This window comes from Pseudomonas sp. AF03-9 (assembly GCF_020515815.1).
GTDB lineage: Bacteria > Pseudomonadota > Gammaproteobacteria > Pseudomonadales > Pseudomonadaceae > Aquipseudomonas.
Genome location: NZ_JAHPJF010000005.1, coordinates 70,251 through 89,585 on the forward strand (window position 1 = coordinate 70,251; position 19,335 = coordinate 89,585).

Annotated in this window: 15 protein-coding genes and 1 pseudogene; 6 read left to right on the forward strand and 10 right to left on the reverse strand. The window is 62.5% G+C overall.

Annotation, left to right across the window (positions count from 1 at the left end):
* Positions 1 to 2: 2 nt before the first annotated feature.
* The 5 genes from LIY36_RS09720 to LIY36_RS09740 all read left to right on the forward strand — a co-directional run bounded on the left by LIY36_RS09720 (position 3) and on the right by LIY36_RS09740 (position 9,923).
* Positions 3 to 1,589 (forward strand): SPOR domain-containing protein, encoded by a 1,587-nt coding sequence (locus LIY36_RS09720; RefSeq protein WP_226455540.1) that lies wholly within the window; start codon positions 3 to 5, stop codon positions 1,587 to 1,589.
* 353 nt (positions 1,590 to 1,942) lie between these two features.
* Positions 1,943 to 6,388, forward strand: coding sequence for a glutamate synthase large subunit (gene gltB, locus LIY36_RS09725; protein WP_226455541.1), 4,446 nt, complete (start codon positions 1,943 to 1,945; stop codon positions 6,386 to 6,388).
* Positions 6,389 to 6,420: 32 nt separating this feature from the next.
* Positions 6,421 to 7,839 carry an FAD-dependent oxidoreductase gene (locus tag LIY36_RS09730; protein WP_088423072.1) on the forward strand — a complete coding sequence of 473 codons (1,419 nt, stop codon included), beginning with the start codon at positions 6,421 to 6,423 and terminating at the stop codon, positions 7,837 to 7,839.
* A gap of 243 nt (positions 7,840 to 8,082) precedes the next feature.
* Entirely contained in the window at positions 8,083 to 9,150 is a 1,068-nt protein-coding gene (gene hemE, locus LIY36_RS09735; RefSeq protein ID WP_192298336.1) for a uroporphyrinogen decarboxylase, read from the forward strand.
* A 194-nt stretch (positions 9,151 to 9,344) separates the two neighbouring features.
* Positions 9,345 to 9,923, forward strand: a complete 579-nt coding sequence (locus LIY36_RS09740; RefSeq protein ID WP_226455542.1) for a cytochrome b/b6 domain-containing protein — start codon at positions 9,345 to 9,347, stop codon at positions 9,921 to 9,923.
* Here LIY36_RS09740 and LIY36_RS09745 read toward each other — a convergent pair.
* Positions 9,881 to 10,342, reverse strand: a pseudogene (locus LIY36_RS09745) (retron system putative HNH endonuclease); the annotation flags it as partial. The gene LIY36_RS09740 and the pseudogene LIY36_RS09745 sit on opposite strands and share 43 nt — an antisense overlap.
* Before the next feature lie 31 nt (positions 10,343 to 10,373).
* Positions 10,374 to 11,618, reverse strand: a complete 1,245-nt coding sequence (locus LIY36_RS09750; protein WP_442962214.1) for an MFS transporter — start codon at positions 11,616 to 11,618, stop codon at positions 10,374 to 10,376.
* 157 nt (positions 11,619 to 11,775) lie between these two features.
* Between LIY36_RS09750 and LIY36_RS09755 the strand changes: the two genes are divergently transcribed.
* Entirely contained in the window at positions 11,776 to 12,669 is an 894-nt protein-coding gene (locus LIY36_RS09755; RefSeq protein WP_226455544.1) for a LysR family transcriptional regulator, read from the forward strand.
* Between the two features lie 134 nt (positions 12,670 to 12,803).
* Here LIY36_RS09755 and LIY36_RS09760 read toward each other — a convergent pair whose 3' ends face one another.
* The 8 genes from LIY36_RS09760 to LIY36_RS09795 are packed head-to-tail and all read right to left on the reverse strand — an operon-like array spanning position 12,804 to position 19,303.
* Positions 12,804 to 13,247 (reverse strand): hypothetical protein, encoded by a 444-nt coding sequence (locus tag LIY36_RS09760; RefSeq protein ID WP_226455545.1) that lies wholly within the window; start codon positions 13,245 to 13,247, stop codon positions 12,804 to 12,806.
* Positions 13,248 to 13,273: 26 nt separating this feature from the next.
* On the reverse strand, positions 13,274 to 14,500 hold the full coding sequence (locus LIY36_RS09765) for a beta-ketoacyl-ACP synthase (protein WP_226455546.1): 1,227 nt from the start codon (positions 14,498 to 14,500) through the stop codon (positions 13,274 to 13,276).
* Entirely contained in the window at positions 14,500 to 15,228 is a 729-nt protein-coding gene (fabG, locus tag LIY36_RS09770; RefSeq protein ID WP_226455547.1) for a 3-oxoacyl-ACP reductase FabG, read from the reverse strand. Before fabG ends, LIY36_RS09765 begins: the two co-directional genes overlap by 1 nt.
* Entirely contained in the window at positions 15,225 to 15,686 is a 462-nt protein-coding gene (locus LIY36_RS09775; protein ID WP_192298328.1) for an ApeP family dehydratase, read from the reverse strand. Before LIY36_RS09775 ends, fabG begins: the two co-directional genes overlap by 4 nt.
* Positions 15,683 to 16,849, reverse strand: a complete 1,167-nt coding sequence (locus tag LIY36_RS09780; RefSeq protein ID WP_192298327.1) for a beta-ketoacyl-[acyl-carrier-protein] synthase family protein — start codon at positions 16,847 to 16,849, stop codon at positions 15,683 to 15,685. Before LIY36_RS09780 ends, LIY36_RS09775 begins: the two co-directional genes overlap by 4 nt.
* Positions 16,846 to 17,328 carry a hypothetical protein gene (locus tag LIY36_RS09785; RefSeq protein ID WP_226455548.1) on the reverse strand — a complete coding sequence of 161 codons (483 nt, stop codon included), beginning with the start codon at positions 17,326 to 17,328 and terminating at the stop codon, positions 16,846 to 16,848. Before LIY36_RS09785 ends, LIY36_RS09780 begins: the two co-directional genes overlap by 4 nt.
* A complete protein-coding gene (locus LIY36_RS09790; protein ID WP_226455549.1) occupies positions 17,325 to 18,059 on the reverse strand; it encodes a class I SAM-dependent methyltransferase in 735 nt (244 codons plus the stop codon). The genes LIY36_RS09785 and LIY36_RS09790 overlap by 4 nt, the downstream gene beginning before the upstream one ends.
* Entirely contained in the window at positions 18,056 to 19,303 is a 1,248-nt protein-coding gene (locus LIY36_RS09795; RefSeq protein WP_226455550.1) for an NAD(P)/FAD-dependent oxidoreductase, read from the reverse strand. Before LIY36_RS09795 ends, LIY36_RS09790 begins: the two co-directional genes overlap by 4 nt.
* Positions 19,304 to 19,335 lie beyond the last annotated feature (32 nt).

Below are 19,335 nucleotides of genomic sequence, written 5' to 3' on the forward strand. Positions count from 1 at the left end.
CGATGACTAGTTTGCATGCCGACGAGGCGTTCCTCGGCCATTACCAGTTAAGCCACGACCCTTTTGCTCCACGGGTGCCTGGTTTCAAATTCTTCCCGGCCCAGCGCAAGCCAGTGCTGGGGCAACTGCACCACCTGGCGCGCTACAGCCAGTTGCTGCTGGTGGTCACCGGCCCGTTGGGCAGCGGCAAGACCTTGCTGCGCCAGGCCCTGGTGGCCAGTACCAACAAGCAATCGGTGCAGAGCGTGGTCGTATCCGCTCGCGGGGCCGGTGATGCGGCGGGTGTGCTGCGCCAGGTGGCCCAGGCCCTGGACGTGTCCAGCGCCGAGCCGAATGCGATCCTCAAGCAAGTGGTGCAATTGGGCCTGACCGGCCAGGAAGTCTACTTGCTGGTGGATGACGCCGAGCAGCTTGACGAATCCGCGCTGGAAGCGCTGTTGGCGCTGGCAGCCGGCACGCCGGAAGGCCGTCCCCACGTGTTCCTGTTTGGTGAGTCGTCGTTGATCGCCGATCTGGAGCAGATCAGTGGCGATCAAGAGCTGTTCCACGTGATCGAATTGCAACCGTACGAAGAAGAGGAAACCCGCGAATACCTGGCTCAACGCCTGGAAGGCGCAGGGGCCGGTATCGAACTTTTCTCCGCCCAGCAGATCTCTGATATTCACGAAAGCTCCGACGGCTGGCCTGGCACCATCAACCAGGTCGCCCGCGATGCGATGATCGAAGCCATGATTGCCAGCCGCTCTGCGGTCAAGCGTCCAAAGATGGGGTTCACTATGCCTAAGAAGCACGTATTGGCGATTTCCGCCGTTGTCGTGGTTGCCGTCGCCGCCGCCTGGTTGATCCCGGGCCGCAACAAGGCCCCGACCACCGCTGGCGCGCCAACCGAACAGGCGCAGTTGCCACTGGGCAAGCCCACGCCAAATGTCGAATTCGCCAACTCCGGCCAGCCAACCAACCTGCCGATGGTCGGCCAGCCGGTGATGCGCGGCCCGCTCGCCGAAGAAGCCGGCGGCATCTCCGAAGGCGACGACGGCGTGCCGGTGGAAGGCTCCAGCGCCACACCGCCAACCGTGACCACCACCGCGCCACCTGCGGGCGTGCCGGCAGGCCAGCCAGCGGCAGTTGCCAAGCCGACGCCGACGCCGACGCCGGCACCGGCACCGACCGTCGCCACAGCCAAGCCGACGCCAGTGACCAAGCCGGTTGTCGCGGCGCCAGCGCCAGCCGCCAAGCCAACCCCGGCTCCGGCCGCCAAGCCGGCTGAAAAGCCTGTCACCGTCGCCAAGGCCGGTGCAGCGGGTAGCGGTTGGTACGGCAGCCAGCCTGCGAGCAACTTCGTGGTGCAGATCCTAGGCACCAGCTCCGAAGCCAACGCCCAGGCGTTCGTGAAAGAGCAGGGCGGCGAGTACCGTTATTTCAAGAAAGTGCTCAACGGCAAGCCTCTCTACGTGATCACCTACGGCAACTTCTCCAGCCGTGCAGCCGCTGATTCTGCGATCAAATCCTTGCCAGCGAAGGTTCAGGCTGGTAAACCTTGGCCTCGCACTGTCGCCAGCGTTCAACAAGAACTGGCAGCAACTCGCTGAAGATCCGGCGGCCTTACCCAGGCCGCCCTCCCGGCACCTCAAAAAATATCCGCAAGTGCGTGCTGCCCTCACAGGCCGCGCGCTTTGTGGTGTCTGCGTCACAGTGGCTTTTGAGTCGTAGCGGTCAGAATTAAAAAAGTTTTGACTAGCACAGCATATCGCTTTAAACCTTTCATAAATGCGACATAGATTTGCGACATTTCGTCGCTAAATTTGTGAGCGTCTGTGTCGGTGTGTACAATGACCTCCCTTTTGCCCCCGCTAAGCCGGCGTACGTTCGGCGTGGAAGGTAACCGGTTGAATTGAAAAGAAATTTGCCTCGATATAAGAGGCAGCCTGGTGAGAAAGTGTCTATGAAAGCAGGTCTGTACCAACCCGATGAATTCAAGGATAACTGCGGTTTCGGCCTGATAGCCCATATGCAGGGCGAGCCCAGTCATACCCTTTTGCAAACGGCCATCGAGGCCCTGACCTGCATGACCCACCGCGGTGGGATCAACGCCGACGGCAAGACCGGTGACGGTTGCGGCTTGCTGATCCAAAAGCCCGACCTGTTCCTGCGCGCTGTCGCCAAAGAGCAATTTGCGGTCGACCTGCCCAAGCAGTACGCCGTGGGCATGGTGTTTTTCAACCAGGACCCGGTAAAAGCCGAAGCCGCTCGCGAGAACATGAACCGCGAGATCCTCGCGGCCGGCCTGCAACTGGTCGGCTGGCGCAAAGTGCCGATCGACACCAGCGTACTCGGCCGCCTGGCCAACGAGCGTCTGCCGCAGATCGAACAAGTGTTCATCGCAGGCGACGGCCTCAGCGACCAGGACATGGCGATCAAGCTGTTTACCTCCCGTCGTCGTTCGTCCGTGGCCAACGCCGCCGATGCCGACCACTACATCTGCAGCTTTTCCCACAAGACCATTATCTACAAAGGCCTGATGATGCCGGCGGACCTCACCGCCTTCTATCCAGACCTGAGCGATGAGCGCCTGCAAACCGCGATCTGCGTGTTCCACCAGCGCTTCTCCACCAACACCCTGCCGAAATGGCCGCTGGCCCAGCCATTCCGCTTCCTCGCCCACAACGGCGAGATCAACACCATCACCGGTAACCGCAACTGGGCCGTGGCCCGTCGCACCAAGTTCGCCAACGACCTGATGGACCTCGAAGAGCTCGGCCCGCTGGTCAACCGCGTGGGTTCCGACTCCTCCAGCATGGACAACATGCTCGAACTGATGGTCACCGGCGGCATCGACCTGTTCCGTGGCGTGCGCATGATCATTCCGCCAGCGTGGCAGAACGTCGAGACCATGGACCCGGACCTGCGTGCATTCTACGAGTACAACTCGATGCACATGGAACCGTGGGACGGCCCGGCCGGCGTGGTCATGACCGACGGTCGCTACGCGGTGTGCCTGCTCGATCGTAACGGTCTGCGCCCGGCGCGTTGGGTCACCACCACCAACGGTTTCATCACCCTTGCGTCGGAAATCGGCGTGTGGAACTACCAGCCCGAAGACGTCATCGCCAAAGGCCGCGTCGGCCCTGGCCAGATCCTGGCCGTGGACACCGAAACCGGGCAGATCCTCGACACCGATGCCATCGACAACCGCTTGAAGTCGCGTCACCCGTACAAGCAATGGCTGCGCAAGAACGCCCTGCGCATTCAGGCGACCATGGAAGACAACGACCACGGTTCGGCGTTCTACGATGTCGATCAGCTCAAGCAATACATGAAGATGTACCAGGTCACGTTCGAAGAGCGCGACCAGGTGCTGCGTCCGCTCGGCGAGCAAGGCTACGAGGCCGTCGGCTCCATGGGCGATGACACGCCGATGGCCGTGCTGTCCCAGCGCGTGCGTACGCCGTACGACTACTTCCGCCAGCAGTTCGCCCAGGTGACCAACCCACCGATCGACCCGCTGCGCGAAGCCATCGTGATGTCTTTGGAAGTGTGCCTCGGTGCCGAGCGCAACATCTTCCAGGAGTCGCCTGAGCACGCTTCCCGTGTGATCCTCAGCTCGCCTGTGATCTCGCCGGCCAAGTGGCGTTCGTTGATGACCCTGGACCGCCCGGGCTTCGACCGCCAGATCATCGACCTGAACTACGACGAGAGCCTCGGCCTTGAAGCCGCGGTGCGCAACGTCGCCGACCAGGCCGAAGAAGCCGTGCGCGCCGGTCGCACCCAGATCGTGCTGACCGACCGCCACATCGCCCCAGGCAAGCTGCCGATTCACGCCTCGCTCGCCACCGGCGCGGTACACCACCGCCTGACCGAAAAAGGCCTGCGCTGCGACTCCAACATCCTTGTCGAAACGGCCACTGCCCGCGACCCGCATCACTTTGCGGTGTTGATCGGCTTCGGCGCCTCGGCGGTGTACCCGTTCCTCGCGTACGAAGTGCTGGGCGACCTGATCCGTGCGGGTGAAGTGCTGGGCGACCTCTATGAGGTGTTCAAGAACTACCGTAAGGGCATCACCAAGGGCCTGTTGAAGATCCTGTCGAAGATGGGCATCTCCACCGTCACGTCCTATCGCGGTGCGCAACTGTTCGAAGCCATCGGCCTGTCCGAAGAAGTCTGCGAGTTGAGCTTCCGTGGCGTGCCAAGCCGTATCAAGGGTGCACGTTTCGTCGACATCGAAGCCGAGCAGAAAGCCCTCGCGGCCGAAGCCTGGAGCGCGCGCAAGCCGATCCAGCAAGGCGGCCTGCTCAAGTTCGTGCACGGTGGCGAATACCACGCGTACAACCCGGACGTGGTCAACACCCTGCAAGCCGCCGTGCAGCAGGGCGACTACGCCAAGTTCAAGGAATACACGAGCCTGGTGGACAACCGCCCGGTGTCGATGATCCGCGACCTGTTCAAGGTGAAGACCCTGGACACGCCGATGGACATCAGCGAAGTCGAGCCGCTGGAATCGATCCTCAAGCGCTTTGACTCTGCCGGTATCTCCCTGGGCGCGCTGTCGCCCGAGGCCCACGAAGCCCTGGCCGAAGCCATGAACCGCCTGGGTGCGCGTTCCAACTCCGGCGAAGGCGGCGAGGACCCGGCGCGCTACGGCACCATCAAGAGCTCGAAGATCAAGCAAGTGGCGACTGGCCGTTTCGGCGTGACTCCGGAATACCTGGTCAACGCCGAAGTGCTGCAGATCAAGGTCGCCCAGGGCGCCAAGCCCGGCGAAGGCGGCCAGCTGCCAGGCGGCAAGGTCAACGGTCTGATCGCCAAGCTGCGTTACGCAGTGCCGGGCGTCACCCTGATCTCGCCACCGCCGCACCACGACATCTACTCGATCGAAGACTTGTCGCAGCTGATTTTCGACCTCAAGCAAGTCAACCCGCAGGCCCTGGTCTCGGTGAAACTGGTAGCAGAAGCCGGAGTGGGCACCATCGCCGCCGGTGTGGCCAAGGCCTATGCCGACCTGATCACCATCTCCGGTTATGACGGCGGCACCGGCGCATCGCCGCTGACCTCGATCAAGTACGCCGGTGCACCGTGGGAACTCGGCCTGGCGGAAACCCACCAGACCCTGCGCGGCAACGACCTGCGTGGCAAGGTTCGGGTACAAACCGACGGCGGCCTGAAAACCGGCCTCGACGTGATCAAGGCGGCGATCCTCGGCGCCGAAAGCTTCGGTTTCGGCACCGCGCCAATGATTGCCCTGGGCTGCAAATACCTGCGCATCTGCCACCTGAACAACTGCGCCACCGGCGTCGCCACTCAGAACGAGAAGCTGCGCAAGGATCACTACATCGGCACCGTCGACATGGTGGTGAACTTCTTCACCTACGTCGCCGAAGAGACCCGTGAGTGGCTGGCCAAGCTGGGCGTGCGCTCCCTCGAAGAGCTGATCGGTCGTACCGATCTGTTGGAAATCCTTCAGGGCCAGACCGCCAAGCAACATCACCTGGACCTGACGCCGCTGCTCGGCAGCGATCACATCCCGGCCGACAAGCCGCAGTTCTGCGGTGTCGAGCGCAACCCGCCATTCGACAAAGGCCTGCTGGCCGAGAAGATGGTGGAGATCGCCGGCTCGTCGATCCTGGAGTCCAGCGGTGGCGAATTCGCCCTGGACATCTGCAACTGCGACCGTTCCATCGGCGCGCGCATCTCCGGCGAAATCGCGCGCAAGCACGGCAACCAAGGCATGGCCAAGGCGCCGATCAATTTCCGCTTCAAGGGCACTGCGGGCCAGAGCTTTGGCGTGTGGAACGCCGGTGGCCTGCACATGTACCTGGAAGGCGACGCCAACGACTACGTGGGCAAGGGCATGACCGGCGGCAAGCTGGTGATCGTTCCGCCTAAAGGCAGCGTCTACAAGACTCAGGACAGTGCCATCATCGGCAACACCTGCTTGTACGGCGCCACCGGCGGCAAGCTGTTCGCCGCCGGCACCGCCGGTGAGCGTTTTGCCGTACGTAACTCCGGTGCCCACACCGTGGTGGAAGGCACCGGCGATCACTGCTGTGAGTACATGACTGGGGGCTTTGTCGCGGTACTGGGCAAGACCGGTTACAACTTCGGTTCGGGCATGACCGGCGGTTTCGCCTACGTGCTCGACCAGGACAACACCTTCGTCGACAAGGTCAACCACGAGTTGGTCGAGATCCAGCGGATCAGCGGCGAAGCCATGGAGTCCTACCGGAACCACTTGCAGCACGTGCTGGACGAGTACGTCGAGGAGACCGGCAGCGAATGGGGCCGCAACCTCGCCGAAAACCTCGATGATTACCTGCGTCGTTTCTGGCTGGTCAAGCCCAAGGCTGCCAACCTGAAATCGTTGCTTTCCAGCATCCGTGCCAACCCGCAGTGATATGCGCCTGAAGAGTTTGATGAGGTTTTAACATGGCTGAACGTCTGAATAACGACTTCCAGTTCATCGATGTCGGGCGCAAAGATCCGAAGAAGAAACTGTTGCGTCAACGCAAGAAAGAGTTCGTGGAAATCTACGAACCCTTCAAACCCCAGCACTCGGCCGACCAGGCCCACCGCTGCCTGGGTTGCGGTAACCCGTATTGCGAATGGAAGTGCCCGGTGCACAACTTCATTCCCAACTGGCTGAAGTTGGTGGCCGAGGGCAACATCCTCGCCGCCGCCGAGCTGTCGCACCAGACCAATACCCTGCCGGAAGTCTGCGGCCGGGTGTGCCCGCAGGACCGTCTGTGCGAGGGTGCCTGCACCCTCAACGACGGCTTCGGTGCGGTGACCATCGGTTCGGTGGAGAAGTACATCACCGACACCGCGTTCGCCATGGGCTGGCGTCCGGACATGTCCAAGGTCAAGCCGACCGGCAAGCGCGTCGCCATTATCGGCGCCGGTCCTGCCGGCCTCGGTTGTGCCGACGTGCTGGTGCGTGGCGGCGTGACCCCGGTGGTGTTCGACAAGAACCCGGAAATCGGTGGCCTGCTGACCTTCGGTATCCCCGAGTTCAAGCTGGAAAAAACCGTCCTGAGCCACCGTCGCGAAGTGTTCACCGGCATGGGTATCGAGTTCCGTCTCAATACCGAAATCGGCAAAGACGTGACCATGGAGCAACTGCTCGAAGAATACGATGCCGTGTTCATGGGCATGGGCACCTATACCTACATGAAGGGCGGGTTTGCCGGTGAGGACCTGCCGGGCGTGTATGACGCGCTGGACTTCCTCATCGCCAACGTCAATCGCAACCTGGGCTTTGAAAAGTCGCCGGAAGACTTCGTCGACATGAAAGGCAAGAAGGTCGTGGTACTCGGCGGTGGTGACACCGCGATGGACTGCAACCGCACCTCGATCCGCCAGGGCGCCAAGTCGGTGACCTGTGCCTACCGTCGTGACGAAGCCAACATGCCCGGCTCGCGCAAAGAGGTGAAGAACGCCAAGGAAGAAGGCGTGAAATTCCTCTACAACCGCCAGCCGATTGCGATTGTCGGTGAAGATCGCGTCGAAGGCGTGAAGGTGGTCGAGACCCGTCTCGGCGAACCGGACGCCCGTGGCCGTCGCAGCCCCGAGCCGATCCCGGGTTCCGAAGAGATCATCCCGGCCGACGCCGTGGTCATCGCCTTCGGTTTCCGTCCAAGCCCGGCGCCGTGGTTCGAACAGTTCCAGATCCAGACCGACAGCCAAGGCCGCGTCGTGGCCCCGGAACAAGGCCAGTACAAGCACCAGACCAGTAACCCGAAGATCTTCGCCGGTGGCGACATGGTGCGCGGTTCTGACCTGGTGGTAACCGCGATCTTCGAAGGCCGCAATGCTGCCGAAGGTATCCTGGATTACCTGCAAGTCTGACCCCGATCCCGAGCTGAAACGGGATCAAACTGTGGGAGCGGGCTTGCTCGCGAATGCGGAGTATCAGTCACTAAATGTGTCGACTGACCCACCGCTTTCGCGAGCAAGCCCGCTCCCACATTTGGTTTCAGCGTGTTCAAGACATTGCTTCAAATCAACCCGATAGACAAAAGGCACGGCTCACTCCGTGCCTTTTGCGTCCGGCTCTGAGAAAATGCCCGCACTTTTTTTGCGGATGCCGACATGACTGCCCTGAAGAACGACCGTTTCCTTCGTGCCCTGCTCAAGCAACCCGTGGACGTCACCCCTGTGTGGATGATGCGCCAGGCCGGTCGCTACCTGCCGGAATACCGCGCCAGTCGCGCCAATGCCGGTGACTTCATGAGCCTGTGCATGAACCCGGAGTTCGCCTGCGAAGTCACGATGCAGCCGTTGGACCGCTACCCGCAACTGGACGCGGCGATCCTGTTCTCCGACATCCTCACCATTCCTGATGCCATGGGCCAGGGCCTGTACTTCGAAACCGGCGAAGGCCCGCGTTTCAAGAAGGTCGTCAGCACCCTGGCCGACATCGAAGCCCTGCCGATCCCTGATCCGCACAAAGACCTTGGCTACGTGATGGACGCCGTCAGCACCATCCGCCGCGAGCTCAACGGCCGCGTGCCGCTGATCGGCTTCTCCGGCAGCCCCTGGACCCTGGCCACCTATATGGTCGAAGGCGGTTCGTCGAAAGACTTCCGCAAGACCAAGGCCATGCTCTACGACAACCCGCAAGCCATGCACCTGCTGCTGGACAAGCTGGCACAGTCGGTCACCTCCTACCTCAACGGCCAGATCATGGCCGGCGCGCAAGCGGTGCAGATCTTCGATACGTGGGGCGGTAACCTGTCGGCGGCGGCGTACCAGGAGTTCTCCCTGGCCTATATGCGCAAGATCGTCAGCGGCCTGATCCGCGAACACGAAGGCCGCAAAGTGCCGGTGATCATGTTCACCAAGGGCGGCGGCCTGTGGCTGGAAAGCATCGCCGACGCCGGTGCCGACGCCCTCGGCCTGGACTGGACCTGCGACCTCGGTGAAGCCCGCCAGCGCGTCGGCAACCGTGTCGCGCTGCAAGGCAACATGGACCCGACCGTGCTCTACGCCAAGCCGGAAGCGATCCGTGCCGAAGTCGGCCGCATCCTGGCCAGCTACGGCAAGGGCAGCGGGCACGTGTTCAACCTCGGCCATGGCATCACGCCGGAAGTGAACCCGGAGCATGCGGGTGCGTTCTTGCGGGCGGTGCATGAACTGTCTGCGCAATACCACCAGTAAACACCCCCGCCTGACACGAGCCCTCCTTTGCCTGCAAAGGGGGGCTCGTTGCGTTTCAGCCGCCGTTCAGCACTGTCTGGGTAATCTCGGTTCTTTAGGATTTCTCCTACAGTCTAGGTAGTTCGCCTCGGTAAAAATCCTACCCGACTCTTCCACTCGCCATTGATTGGCGTTGCTTGTCAGGTGATTTCGAGATGAAGACTTCCCCCTATTCAACGATCCAGAAGCTCCTGCACTGGATATCGGCCGTCATTATTCTGTGGGCGCTGCTGTCAGGCTTTGTTGTGGCGATGTTTACCGTGCCCGCCCCGGTCAAGGCGTGGGTCGGCTTTTTCAACGTGTCGTTGACCAGCCTGTACATCCCGGTCTTTGTCATGCGGCTGTATTGCTCGTTTGGCCACGGCCTGGATTTTTCCATCAAGCGTACGCCGCAGGAGTACCTGGCGCTGCTGGTGCACAAGGCCATGTACCTGATGCTGGCGGTGGTACTGGCCACGGGCGTGCTGATGATGGACCGGCCGATCAACGTATTTAACCTGTTCACCATCGCCCCGTTCGAAAGTGACCCGGCGGCCATTGTCTGGTACACCCGCGTGCATGTGCTGTCGTGTGTGGGGTTGTTGCTGATGCTGGTCGCACATATTGGTGCGGTGGTGCTGCATGAAACGCGTGGTAAGCGGGTGATGGCGCGGATGTCGTTTGATAAGACAGCCGCTGCCGTACGTAGGGATCAGGATGTCAGAGTCTGTTCAGCGAATCGTGCAACGACGTGATCGAAGGCTTGCTGATCAGCGAGTGCTGTTTCGCGCAGCGCCTTAGTCAGGGTTTTGAAGTCCTCATCGGTGGCCTGCGCTACAAAATCCGGGGCAAAAACACGCTTAATGGCACTCTGGCGTCGGTTGTTCAGGTAGGCGATGTCCAAAGCCAGGACTTCGATCATTTTTGCTGCTGGCGAATCATCGGTGTTGGTTGCTTGTATTTCTCCGGTCAATAAGTAGCGAAAGCGCTCCTCGCAGCCTTCCTCCATCGGTGATATGTGCTCGGCTTCGTCAAACCAGTCGCCTTTGACATGTCCGCAATGCAGTGGGGAGCCACGTTTGGTTTCCCTGATGCAGGATGCGTGAAGATTCTGGTACTCCAGCCCCAGCTCTGCGAAGTGCTCTTGCGGTCGGAAGTGCTCGATATGCCTGGATGCGGCATCAGAACTGCCAGAGGCACAGGTGTTACGTGCTTTTTGCGTCTTGCAACGGCGGCAACTTCGCCAACTTCAACGCCACCAGCAACGCCCCCACCAACAACGCCACGATAAACCCGCCAATTCCATTCCACTCGGCGTAATGCCAGAAGAACCCGCCCGCCGTCCCCGCCACGCTCGACCCCGCGTAATAGCAGAACAGGTACAGCGATGACGCCTGCCCCTTGGCCTTCACCGCGCGGCGGCCGATCCAGCTGCTGGCCACCGAGTGGGCGCCGAAGAAGCCGAAGGTGAAGATCAGCATGCCCGGTACGATCAGCCACAACGGGGAGAACAGGGTCAGGAGCATGCCGCTGAGCATCAGCACGATGGTGGCCCACAGCATGCGGCGGCGGCCGAGGCGGTCGGCCAGGGAGCCGATTTTCGCCGAACTGTAGATGCCCGACAGGTACACCAGCGACAGCAGGCCGACCACGGCCTGGCTCAAGTCGTAGGGATCGGCCAACAGGCGATAGCCGATGTAGTTGAACATCGTCACGAATGCGCCCATCAGCAGAAACGCTTCAAGAAACAGCCACGGCAGGCCCGCGTCCTTGAAGTGCATGACGAACCCATCCAGCAGGCTGCGCGGCCTGAGGCTGCTGGCGCGGAAGTTGCGCGATTCGGGAAGGATCTTCCAGAACACCGTGGCGGCGATCAGCGCCAGGGCGCCGATGATCAGCATCGCGGTGTGCCAGCTGACGAAATCGATCAGCACGCCGATGATCAGGCGCCCGCTCATGCCGCCAATCGCGTTGCCACCGATGTACAAGCCCATGGCCAAGCCGATGTGCTGCGGGTGGATCTCTTCGCTCAGGTAGGTCATCGCCACGGCGGCCAGGCCGCTCAGGGACAAACCCACCAACGCGCGCATCAAGAGGATCCCTTCCCACGTCGGCATCAGGCCGCTGGCAATCGTCGCCGTTGCTGCACAGAGCAGCGCGGCGACCATCACCGGCTTGCGCCCCAGGGTGTCGGAGATCGGTCCGGTGATCAGCAAACCCAGGGCCAGCATCGCGGTGGACACCGACAGGATCAGGCTGCTCTGCGCGGCATTGATCGAGAACTCATGGGACAGCGCCGGCATCATCGGCTGCACGCAATACAGCAGGGCAAACGTGGCAAAACCACCGCAGAACAGCGCCAGTACCGTGCGCATGAACATCGGCGTGCCTTTTTCGATGTACGCGTCATTGAACTGGGCCACCACCTCATCCAGGGCAGTGGGTGGCACTTCTTGAGCGAGTGGAGCGACAGCAGAATTCACGGGGACCTCGGGGAGGGGAAGCGTGCCAGGACCGGCCATGCAAAAAAGAATATAGCTGGCTAATGATTCTTTCCAATATATTGTTCGACCTGTTTGAGAGCTTTTACGACCTAATGAGGCTGGCATGGAATTACGACATCTGCGGTACTTCATCGCCGTCGCCGAAGAACTGCATTTCGGCCGCGCCGCGCAGGTGCTGGGCATCTCGCAACCGCCGCTGAGCCAGCAGATCCAGGCACTGGAGCAGGAGGTAGGCGCGCGGTTGTTCGAGCGTACCAATCGTCGGGTCGAGCTGAGCGAGGCCGGCCGCTTGTTCCTGCATGAGGCGCGATTGGTGTTGGCCCAGGTCGACAAGGCCGCCGATGTGGCCAGGCGTGCGCAGTTGGGCGAACTGGGTGAATTGAAGATCGGCTTCACCTCGTCGGCGCCGTTCAACGCGAGCATTCCCCAGGCGATTTTTGCCTTCCGCCAGGCGTTCCCGGCGGTGCATCTGAACCTGCAGGAAATGAGCAGTACCGAAGTGGCCGAGTCACTGGTGGACGAGTCGATCCAGGTCGGCTTGATGCGCCCGCTGCCGTTGCCGGACTCCCTGAGTGTGATCGAGTTGATGCGCGAACCGCTGGTGGCCGTACTGAGCGCCGGTCACCCGTTGGCGCAAGGCAGCGAGCGCGGCTTGCACCTGGCGCAGTTGGCCGAGGAACCCTTCGTGTTTTTCCCGCGCAGCTACGGCAGCGGTCTCTATGCGCAGTTGCTGAACCTGTGCCGTGACGCCGGCTTCAGCCCGCACTTTGCCCAGGAGGCAGGGGAGGCGATGACCATCATCGGCCTGGTGGCGGCAGGATTGGGGGTGTCGGTGCTGCCAGCGTCTTACCAGCGCATCCGGATTGATGGCGTGGTCTATCGCACGTTGCTGGATGAGGAGGCGGTGACATCGGTGTGGCTGGTGCAGCGCAAGGGCGTGCAAACGCCGATGGCAGCGGCGTTTGTGGAGTTGTTGACGCGCAAGGCTGTTCAGTAAGCAATACGCAATTCAAAACGAAGCAGATCAAAGTGGGAGCTGGCTTGCCTGCGATAGCATCACCTCGGCCTGACTGAAAAACCGAGTTGTCTGCATCGCGGGCAAGCCAGCTCCCACAGGGAGCGGCCCCAGTGTTATTTGGTAGTGCCCGTCTGCTCAAACAACTGCGCCGCCGAGCCCGACTCGCTCACGCCGTTGCTGCGCAGCCCGGCCATGATGTCGCTGTCCAGGTTGTTCACCCAACGGTTGTAGTTGCGATGGATCTTGCCGTCCTTGTAGCCCAGGGCGCGGCTGTCGCGGTAGGTGATGGCGTAGCTGTTGCGGGTGTAGCGGATGTCGATGGCCGCGTAGTACTGGTTGCGGACGGTGATCTCGGCCTGCACCAGTTGTGGGCTCAGGCGTTGTACCGTCCAGTCGCGTTTTTGCAGGGCGCTGAGGATGACCTGCTTGATTTTTTCTTCGCCGACCTGGGCGTTGGCCGGCAGTTCGTGCTGGGTGTTGAGCACCGGCTTGCTGGTGCAACCGGCGGTGGTCAATAGGGCGAGAGTGATCAGGGTGGCGCGTAGCAAGGAAGACATTCCGTATTCTCCAATCGATTAAAAAGTCAGGACCAGCGGCGGAAGATCAGCGAGGTGTTGACGCCGCCAAAGGCAAAGTTGTTGTTCATCACGTAGTCGTGGTGCATCTCGCGGAACTCACCTTGCAGGTAATCGAGCTCACCGCATTGCGGGTCCACCACGTCCAGGTTGAAGGTGTGCACGTACTGGTTGCGGTTCATCATCTCGATGCTGAACCACGACTCCAGCGCGCCGCACGCGCCCAAGGTGTGGCCGAGAAAACTTTTCTGCGAACTGATGGGCATGCGGCTGCCGAACAAGGCGTGGGTGGCCAGGGTCTCGGCGACGTCACCTTGGTCGGTGGCGGTGCCGTGGCCGTTGACGTAGCCGATGGCCGCCGGCTCCAAGCCTGCATCCTCAAGCGCCAGCTCCATGGCGCGGCGCATGGTTTTCTGTTCCGGGCGCGTGGTGTGCTGGCCGTCGGCGTTGCTGCCGAAACCGACCAGTTCCGCGTGGATATGGGCACCGCGTGCCAGCGCATGTTCCAGTTCTTCGAGCACCAGCATGCCGCCGCCTTCGCCGATCACCAGGCCATCGCGGCCGCTGTCGTAGGGGCGTGGGCTGGTCTGCGGCGCATCGTTTTTCAGGCTGGTGGCGTAAAGCGCATCAAACACCATGGCTTCGGTGGGGCACAGTTCCTCGGCGCCACCGGCGAGCATCAACGGCAGGCGGCCGAACTTGATCGCCTCGTAGGCATACCCGATGCCCTGGCTGCCGCTGGTGCAGGCGCTGGACGTGGGGATCAGCCGCCCGGTCAGGCCAAAGAAGATGCTGATATTCGCCGCCGTGGTGTGCGGCATCATGCGTACGTAGGAGTTGGCATTCAGGCCCTCGGCCACCGAGTTCAGCAGCATATTGCCGAATGCCTTGATCTCGTCGGTGCTGCCGGTGGACGAACCGCAGGCCACGCCCATGCGCCCATCCTTGATCGACTCGTCACCCAGCAAACCGGCGTCCTGCAACGCCTGCTCCGCCGCCCACACCGCAAAGCGCGAGACACGGCCCATGCTGCGCAGTTGCTTGCGCGTCCAGTGGGCGGGCACGACAAAATCGTCGATCGGCCCGGCCAGGCGCGTGTTCAATTCGGTGAAACGGTCCCACTCATCCATGCGCCGGATGCCGCTGCGGTTGGCGCGGAAGTTGGCCGAGATGGTCGCCCAATCGCTGCCCAGGGAAGTCATGCCGGCCATGCCGGTCACTACGACGCGTTTCATCAGCACAGGCCTCCGTTCACGGCCAGGACCTGGCGGGTGATATAACCGGCCTCGGCCGACATCAGGAAATTCACCGCACCGGCGACCTCTTCCGGGGTGCCCATGCGCTGTGCCGGGATCATCTTCATCAACTCTTCCACCGGCACGTTTTCATCCAGCATCGCTGTGTCGATCAGGCCCGGTGCGACGCAGTTGACGGTGATCTTGCGCTTGCCCAACTCGATGGCCAACGCTTTGGCTGCACCGATCAGGCCGGCTTTCGAGGCGCTGTAGTTGACCTGGCCACGGTTGCCGATCAGCCCGGAAACCGAAGTGATGCAGACGATGCGTCCAGCGGCGCGGCGGCGAATCATCGGCATCATCACCGGGTGCAGCACGTTGTAGAAACCGTCGAGGTTGGTACGCAGCACCACGTCCCAATCGTCTTCCGACAAGGCCGGGAACGCGCCGTCGCGAGTCAGGCCGGCGTTGAGCACCACGCCGTAATAGGCGCCGTGTGTCTCAACGTCCGCTTCAAGGATTGCCTTGCAGGCCGCGCGGTCCGCCACATCGAATTGCAGCACCCGCGCCTTGCGGCCCAGGGCTTGGACCTCGACCTGCACCGCGTCGGCTTCGGCACGGCCACTGCGGCAGTGCAGCACGATGTCGTGGCCGGCCTGGGCCAGGCGCAAGGCAATGGCGCGGCCGATACCACGGCTGGAGCCGGTGACCAGTACGGATTCAGTCATGGCGTTACGTCCTTCGATTCATCTAAATAGTTGGCCGCCTGGGGCGGTCGAAATACATTCAAGCGCGCACTGGCCTGGATCCCGTCACCAGTGAGGTGGCATTCGAACACACCCATGCCGTTGTCGTCTTCCAGGGAGCGTATGCCGTGGATCTTCAGCTCGGCGCCCGCCGGGAAGTGCTCCACGTTGCACTCGAACTTGCGTGTGCCGAGCAGGAAGCCCAGTTCCACCGCTTCGCCGTTCTGGCGCGCGCGGCAGCCGGCATAGGCGGCGACGCTTTGCGCCATCAGCTCGATGCCGACCCAGGCCGGCAGGCTGCCGTCCGGGCGGTTGAACAGGCCGCCGGGGGTGACGGTGAGGCGGGTGTGAATCTGCTCTTCATCGAACGACAGCACCTGATCGATCAGGATCATGTCGCCGGCATGGGGCAGCAGTTCGGCGAGTGGCCAAGGGGTCATGGGGCCTCTCCGATAATCAGGCTGACGTTGTTGCCGCCGAAGGCAAACGAGTTGCTCATCAGGCGGGGTTTTTCCAGGGTTTCGCCCAGGTGCGCCCACTTCAGGGCGGGCAGTGCCGGATCGGGCTGGCCGTCCCAGAGGTGCGGCGGCAGTTGGCCGTGGGTCAGGCTCAGCCAGCAGAACGCCGCTTCCAGCGCTCCAGCGGCCCCCAGGGTGTGGCCGCTCATGGGTTTGGTCGACGAGCAGGGCACGCCGCCGGGGAACAGGTTGGCCACGGCCAGGCTCTCCATGGCGTCGTTGTGCTGGGTGGCGGTGCCGTGCAGGTTCAGGTAGCCGATCTGCTCAGGCGTCAGTTGCGCGCTGGCCAGGGCCTTGCGCATCGATTGCAACGCGCCCTTGCCGCTGGGCTCGGGGGCGGAGATATGGTGTGCATCGCAACTCGCGCCGCTGCCCAGCAGGGCAATCGGCGCCGGCTCTTTACTCATCACGAACAGCACCGCGGCTTCGCCGATATTGATGCCGTTGCGGTTCACCGAAAACGGGTTGCAGCGCTCGTTCGACACCGCTTCCAGCGAACTGAAGCCGTTGAGCGTCAGCTTGCACAAACTGTCGACGCCGCCGCAGATCACGGCGTCGCACACGCCCAGGTCCAACAGGCGCTGGGCACTCATCAACGCACGGGCGCTGGAGGTGCAGGCAGTCGAGATCACATAGGCCGGGCCGCTCAGTTGCAGCCAGTCGGCAAGGAAATTCGCCGGGGCGCTGAGTTCCTGTTGCTGGTAATCGTAGTCGCCGGGGAACTGGTGTTCGCGCAGGTAATGGGCGATGCCGCGACTGGCCTCGTCGATGCCCGAGGTGCTGGTGCCGAGCACAACGCCGACCCGCGACGGGCCGTAGGTGTGGATCGCCTGGCGAATCTCGCCCTCGATCTGCAATGCCGCCTCCAGCAACAACTGGTTATTGCGGCTGCTCTGCTGGCCCAATTCCAGCGGGATGGCTGCCAGTTCGCCGTGCACGCTGCCCACCGGCAACACGCGTTCGGGCACCCAGCCGCTTTCGGCGCGCATGCCCGAACAGTCACCGGCAAACAGGCTGCGGCTGACTTCGGCCTGGCCACGGCCGAGGGCGCAGATCACGCCGAGGGCATTCAGGTAGGCGGTCATTGGGCGGCTCCGAGCGGGGTGATGCGGTAGCTCAACGGCTGCCCGCTGATGTTCACGCTGAAAGCCTCGGACGACTGGTAGATGATCTGCCAATGCCCCGGCAGTGTGCGCGTCAGGTCCATGGCCTGGGCGCTGGGGTACAGCGTGCGCACCTCATCCGCCGAAGCCAGGGCAAACAGCAACGCGGCAAACAGCTCGCGGGCCTGGGGATTGGGCGGCAGCAGGCCGTCGGCCTGCCAATGGCCATTGACCAGTTTTTGCCGGGCCTGGGGAATGCCCAGTGGGTCCATCATCGACCAGCGGATGCCAGCGCCTTCGCGCTGGATCACCAACAGCCAGTCCTGGCTCTGGCCGTCGGCCAGGCGCTGCACATGCAATTGCAACGGCAACGCCAGGGCCGGGGGATTCTTCGGCAGCGGCGGCTGGCTGGCGCAGGCGCCCAGCAGCAACAGGCAACCGATCAGCAACAGACGCATCATGGGGCGGTGCTCGCCAATGGTTTGCGAGCCACACAGTTGACCAGGGTTTCTTCGCGCTGCCCCACCGGCGGCGCCTTGCGCAGGCCCCAGCGTTCGAGCAGGCCGAAATCGCTGGAACGGCTCCACCACAGATACGGGTACGAGACGTTCTGCGGACCGAATTCAAAACCCTGCTCGCGGAGCATCTCCAGATATTGCTCGGCGCTTTTCTGCACATGCATCGGGTGGCGGAACAGCCAGCGGATCACCCAGGTGTCGATATAGGCTTCGGTGGACTCGGCAAACAGCAGATAACCGCCCGGCTTGAGCACGCGGTAGAACTCTTTCAGCGCGCGGTGCTGCTCGACCAGGTGGTGGAAGGTCTGGTGGCAGAACAGGATGTCGACGCTTGCGTCCGGCACATCGAGGGTGGCGCAGTCGCTGCCGATCAACTCGACGGACAGGCCCTGGCGCGCCGCTTCGGCTTGGCTCAGTGCGAGGCTGTGAGGGTCGGCATCCAGGCCGATCAGGCGCTCGGGCGCAAACACCTGCTGCAAGTACTGGAACGACTTGCCCTGGCCGCAACCGGCGTCGAGCAACACCGGCGCGGGCGGCAAGGGGTCGCTGAACAGGCTGCGCAGGTCGTTGATCGCCACGCGCAACACGTGGTGCTGCCAGGTGTGGCTGCGCAGGAACCAGAAGCCGAACTTGGTTTCTTCGACGTAGTTTTTACTCAGGTACTGACTGCTCATACCGGCTCACTCGCACAGATTTCCGACAACATCCGCAGGCGCCGCTTGGGCTCGCTGACAAACGGGTTACGCTCATCCCACGCGTAACCGGCGAGGATCGAGCAGATCATCCGGCGGATCTCCGGCGAGCTGTCCGGATGGTAGATCACGTCCTGGAAAGTCCCGGCGTACCAGCCTTCGACATAGCAGCGGAAGGTGTCGACACCGCGCTTCAATGGCTCGGCGAATTCGGTTTGCCAGTCCACCGCCTCGCCCTTCAATTGGCGATGCAACAGGCCGGCAGCCATGCTCGCCGAACGCATGGCGATGGTCACCCCGGAGGAGAACACCGGGTCGAGGAACTCCGCCGCATTGCCCAGCAGCGCGAAGCCCGGGCCATGCAGGGTCTTGACGTTGGCCGAGTAGCCGCCGATGGTGCGCGCCGGCGTATCCCACACGGCGTTCTGCAGTACGGTGGACAGGCTTGGGGTTTCGTCGATGAACCCGCGCAGGCATGCGTCGAGGTCGCCGTCGCGGCCGTCGAAATGCTCCTTGGCCGCGACCACGCCCACCGAGCAGCGGCCGTTGCTGAACGGGATGCTCCAGAACCAGATGTCACGCTGGGTCGGGTGGGTGGTGATGAGGATTTTGGTGCGGTCGAAACCGGGGTGTTCGATGCGGTCTTCGATATGGGTGAACACCGCCTGGCGCACCGGGAAATCCGACGGTGCTTCCAGGTCCAGCAGGCGCGGCAGCGCGCGGCCGTAGCCGCTGGCGTCGAGCACGAACTTGGCCTTGAGGTGGTACTCGCTGCCGTTCTCGCGGCGCACGTGCAGGTAGCGGGTCTCGCCTTTGAAATCGACGCCGACGATGGTTTCGCCGTAGCGGATGTCCACGCCTTGCAGCGCTGCCTGATCGGCCAGCAACTTGTCGAACTCGCCGCGCTGCACCTGGAAGGTGGTCGGCTTGCCGTGGCTGAACGTGTCGCTGAAATCAAACGCGCTGTAGCGCTCGCCCCAGGCGAACGCGGCGCCGGTCTTCACCTGGAACCCGGCGGCCTGCACGGCGTCGAGCATGCCGGCTTCTTCGATGAAGTCGATGCAGTGCGACAGCAGGCTTTCGCCGATCGAGAACCGTGGGAAATGCTGGCGCTCGATGATCAATACATCATGCCCTTTGCGCTTTAGCAGCGCGGCGGCGATGGCCCCGGACGGACCGGCACCGATCACCACCACCTGGCGACGTTCCATTTCAACTATGGGCACGAGGGCTCCTTGCCACTTTGGCGATAATCACA